Source organism: Dietzia sp. DQ12-76 (genome assembly GCF_014145045.1).
Taxonomy (GTDB): Bacteria; Actinomycetota; Actinomycetes; order Mycobacteriales; family Mycobacteriaceae; genus Dietzia.
This window is the reverse complement of record NZ_JAALDV010000173.1, coordinates 1-4,244: the sequence shown is the minus strand read 5'-3', so window position 1 is coordinate 4,244 and position 4,244 is coordinate 1. Positions and strand designations below refer to the sequence as shown.

Genomic DNA, 4,244 nt, shown 5'->3' with positions numbered 1-4,244 from the left:
CCCCCGTCCGGAGCCGGCGCCGGACAGGCCCGGGCGATCCGGTCGGGCCGGTCCGCCAGGCCCGCCCGGTCACGGAGGTCGGCCCCCTGAGGACGGTTCCCCGGACACTGAACGGGCGGAGAACAGCCTCGGCACGCTGCTGGCGGGGCTTGACGTGGCCGCGCTCCCGGCCGACCTCGCCGCAGAGCTCGAGGACGTGACCGACCGGGTGGCGATGGCCCGGAGTTTCTACAACGACGCGGTCCGCGACACGAGGAACCTCCGCGAGCAGGGCACCGTGAGAGCGTTCCGGCTGGCGGGACGCGCACCGATGCCCGACTACGTCGAACTCGTCGACCACCCACCTGCGGGAGGCTGACCCCGCACGGTGGGGCGGCGGTTGGGGAACCGAGGTCAGGGCGACCTACACTGGACGCCTACCACGAGTCATCGACGCCAGGAAAGGCCTATTTCGTGAGCGAGCCGCAGTCCACCGAGAACACCACCGGAACCGCACGCGTCAAGCGAGGTATGGCCGAGATGCTCAAGGGTGGCGTCATCATGGACGTCGTGACCGCCGAGCAGGCGAAGATCGCCGAGGACGCCGGCGCCGTGGCCGTCATGGCCCTCGAGCGCGTCCCCGCCGACATCCGCGCCCAGGGCGGGGTCGCGCGGATGAGCGACCCCGACCTCATCGACGGGATCATCGACGCCGTCTCCATCCCCGTGATGGCCAAGGCGCGCATCGGTCACTTCGTCGAGGCACAGATCCTCCAGGCGCTCGGCGTGGACTACGTCGACGAGTCCGAGGTCCTCACTCCGGCCGACTACGCCAACCACATCGACAAGTTCGCGTTCACCGTCCCGTTCGTCTGTGGTGCGACCAATCTCGGTGAGGCGTTGCGGCGCATCACCGAGGGCGCGGCGATGATCCGGTCCAAGGGGGAGGCCGGCACGGGCGACGTCTCCAACGCCACCACCCATATGCGCAAGATCCGCCAGGAGATCCGCCGCCTGCAGAACCTGCCCGAGGACGAGCTCTACGTGGCGGCGAAGGAGCTCCAGGCGCCGTACGAACTGGTCAAGGAGGTCGCTGAGAAGGGCAAGCTCCCCGTGGTGTTGTTCACCGCCGGCGGCATCGCCACCCCCGCCGACGCCGCGATGATGATGCAGCTCGGCGCCGAGGGCGTGTTCGTCGGGTCGGGCATCTTCAAGTCCGGCAATCCCTCCGAGCGCGCCAAGGCGATCGTCAAGGCGACCACCTTCCACGACGACCCCGAGACCCTGGCGACCATCTCCCGCGGTCTGGGCGAGGCCATGGTGGGCATCAACGTCGACGACATCCCGGAGCCGCACCGGCTCGCCGAGCGGGGTTGGTGACCCTCCGGTGGCCAAGATCGAGGACATCCTCGCGATCGAGCGGATCGACCGCGACCTCTACCGCGGTCACGCGATCGAGACCCATCTGCAGCGCACCTTCGGCGGTCAGGTCGCCGGCCAGACACTGACCGCCGCGGTCAGCACCGTCGACGACGACAAGCACGTCCATTCCCTCCACGGGTACTTCATCCGGCCGGGGGTCCCGTCTGCACCCACCGTCTTCCAGGTGGACCGGCTACGGGACGGGCGGAGCTTCGCCACCCGGCGGGTCACCGCGATCCAGGAAGGTGAGCCGATCTTCTCGATGTCGGCCTCCTTCCACCTCCGCGACCAGGAGGGGATCGAGCATCAGGACCCGATACCACAGGTCATCGATGCCGAGGAGATTCCCGCGCCCCGGTACGAGGACCTGGACGAGACCCACCGCGTCTTCGTGGACGAGTGGGCGCAGTGGGACATCCGGATGGTGCCTCGCGAGAAGCTCCGCGGATCGTCACAGTTCGCCTCCCAGCAGCGGGTGTGGTTCCGATGTGTGGACGAGCTGCCGGACGACCCCAACTTCCACGTCTGCACACTCGCCTACATGTCGGACATGACCCTGCTCAGCTCGGCGAAAGTCATCCATCCTGACGAGCCGACCCAGGACGCCTCGCTGGACCACGCCATGTGGTTCCTGCGCCCGTTCCGGGCCGACGAGTGGCTGCTGTACGACCAGACGTCACCGTCCGCCTTCGGGGGCCGGGCCCTCACCCAGGGTCGCATCTTCGACCGCACCGGGCGCCTCGTCGCCGCGGTCACCCAGGAAGGGCTGTCGCGTCGGCTCCGGGAGGGCGCGCAACCCTTCCCGGTGGACATGTCGGGCGGCACCGACCCGGACCGAGGGTGAGCGCGTCGGGCCGGCCCCGGATCGGTGTGCTCGCCCTCCAGGGCGACGTCGCCGAGCACCTTCGGCACCTCGAGACCGTCGGCGCCGAGGCCGTGACGGTGCGCCGCCGATCGGAACTCGACTCCGTCGACGGACTGGTGCTCCCGGGCGGTGAATCGACCGCGATGAGCCGCCTGTTGGACGTGTACGAGATGTACGAGCCGGTGTCGGAACGCATCGCGGACGGTATGCCCGTCTACGGCTCGTGCGCGGGCATGATCCTGCTGGCGTCACTGGTGCTCGACACCCGCCCCGACGCCACCTGGTTCTCCGCCATCGACATGACGGTCCGACGCAACGCCTTCGGCCGGCAGGTCGACTCGTTCGAGGCCGACCTCGTCGTCGACGCCCTCGGCCCCGACCCGCTGCGCACCGTCTTCATCCGCGCGCCCTGGGTGGAGAGCGTGGGACCGGACGTCGACGTCCTCGCGGGCGTCCATGCGTCGGACGGCCGGGAGCACGTGGTCGCCGTGCGCCAGGGCAACGCCCTGGCCACCTCGTTCCACCCCGAGGTCACCGACGACGTGCGCGTCCATCGGTACTTCCTCGACATGGTGACGGCGGCGACCTCGTAGAGTGGGCCGTCAGCGGCACCTGTAAGTCACCCGGAGGTCATCCAGGCCTCATCCCCAGACACCCGGAGGGCGGAACTCCCCATGTCAGGCCATTCCAAGTGGGCCACCACCAAGCACAAGAAGGCGGCGATCGACGCCAAGCGCGGAAAGCTCTTCGCCAAGCTCGTCAAGAACATCGAGGTGGCGGCCCGCACCGGTGGTGGTGACCCCGACGGCAACCCGACGCTGTTCGACGCCATCCAGAAGGCCAAGAAGAACTCGGTTCCCGGCGACAACGTCGAGCGGGCGCGTCGGCGTGGTGCCGGCGAGGAGGCGGGCGGCGCCGACTGGGAGACCATCATGTACGAGGGCTACGGGCCCAACGGCGTGGCGATGCTGATCGAATGCCTGACGGACAACCGCAACCGCGCGGCGATGGAGGTCCGGACGGCCATGACCCGGGGCGGCGGCAACCTGGCGGACCCGGGTTCCGTGGCCTACCTCTTCACACGGAAGGGCGAGATCATCCTGGACAAGGGCGATCTCGAGGAGGACGACGTCCTCATGGCGGTGCTCGACGCGGGGGCCGAGGAGGTCAACGACCTCGGCGACCGCTTCGAGGTCATCTGCGAACCCACCGACCTCGTCCAGGTCCGGTCGGCCCTCCAGGCCGCCGGGATCGACTACGACTCGGCCGAGTCGGTCTTCCGGGCTTCCGTAGAGGTGACGGTCGACGCAGAGGGGGCGGGGAAGATCTTCCGCCTCATCGATGCGCTCGAGGACTCGGACGATGTCCAGAACGTGTACTCGAACGTCGACGTACCGGACGACGTGCTCGCGTCGCTGGAGTCCTGAGGAGCCTGGCGCTGGTACGCTATCGAACGTAGGTTCTATCACCGATCGGCGGAGGTTCGATGCGCGTCATGGGAGTGGACCCCGGGCTGACCCGGTGCGGTCTCGCGTTGATCGAGACCGCACCCGGTCGCGGCGTCACCGCCCTCGACGTGGACGTGGTGCGGACCAGAACGGACGAGCCCGTCGAGCGCCGCCTCCGTGCGGTGCACGAGGTGGCCGACGAGTGGATGGCCATCCACCGCCCCGACGTGGTGGCCATCGAGCGGGTCTTCGCCCAGAACCAGGTGTCCACCGCGATGGGCACGGCGCAGGCCGCCGGCGTCGTGGCCATGGCCGCGGCCTACCGGGACATCCCGGTGGCGTTCCACACCCCCTCCGAGGTCAAGGCGGCAGTGACCGGGAGCGGTCGCGCCGATAAGAAGCAGATGACACTCATGGTCACGCGGATACTCGGCCTGCAGAAGCCCCCGAGCCCGGCCGACGCCGCCGACGCGCTGGCGCTGGCCGTCTGCCACAGCTGGCGGGCGCCGATGCAGGGTCGGGTGGCCGCC

5 protein-coding genes and 1 pseudogene are annotated in these 4,244 nt (G+C 69.3%); all 6 read left to right on the top strand.

Annotated features, from left to right (window positions below; all coding sequences use genetic code 11):
• Positions 1–358, top strand: a pseudogene (locus G6019_RS07200) (NUDIX hydrolase); the annotation flags it as partial.
• Positions 359–453: 95 nt separating this feature from the next.
• Entirely contained in the window at positions 454–1,359 is a 906-nt protein-coding gene (gene pdxS, locus G6019_RS07195; RefSeq protein WP_107756554.1) for a pyridoxal 5'-phosphate synthase lyase subunit PdxS, read from the top strand.
• Positions 1,360–1,366: 7 nt separating this feature from the next.
• Positions 1,367–2,245, top strand: a complete 879-nt coding sequence (locus G6019_RS07190) for an acyl-CoA thioesterase (protein ID WP_107756553.1) — start codon at positions 1,367–1,369, stop codon at positions 2,243–2,245.
• Positions 2,242–2,859, top strand: coding sequence for a pyridoxal 5'-phosphate synthase glutaminase subunit PdxT (pdxT, locus tag G6019_RS07185; protein ID WP_107756552.1), 618 nt, complete (start codon positions 2,242–2,244; stop codon positions 2,857–2,859). The genes G6019_RS07190 and pdxT overlap by 4 nt, the downstream gene beginning before the upstream one ends.
• An 81-nt stretch (positions 2,860–2,940) precedes the next feature.
• Positions 2,941–3,693 carry a YebC/PmpR family DNA-binding transcriptional regulator gene (locus tag G6019_RS07180; RefSeq protein ID WP_107756551.1) on the top strand — a complete coding sequence of 251 codons (753 nt, stop codon included), beginning with the start codon at positions 2,941–2,943 and terminating at the stop codon, positions 3,691–3,693.
• A gap of 59 nt (positions 3,694–3,752) precedes the next feature.
• The coding region (ruvC, locus tag G6019_RS07175; RefSeq protein WP_182627292.1) for a crossover junction endodeoxyribonuclease RuvC at positions 3,753–4,244 on the top strand (492 nt) is incomplete at its 3' end.

Coding starts and splice junctions, on each gene's coding strand:
- G6019_RS07180 (WP_107756551.1), top strand. CDS start 2,941: ATGTCAGGCCATTCCAAGTGGGCCACCACCAAGCACAAGAAGGCGGCG.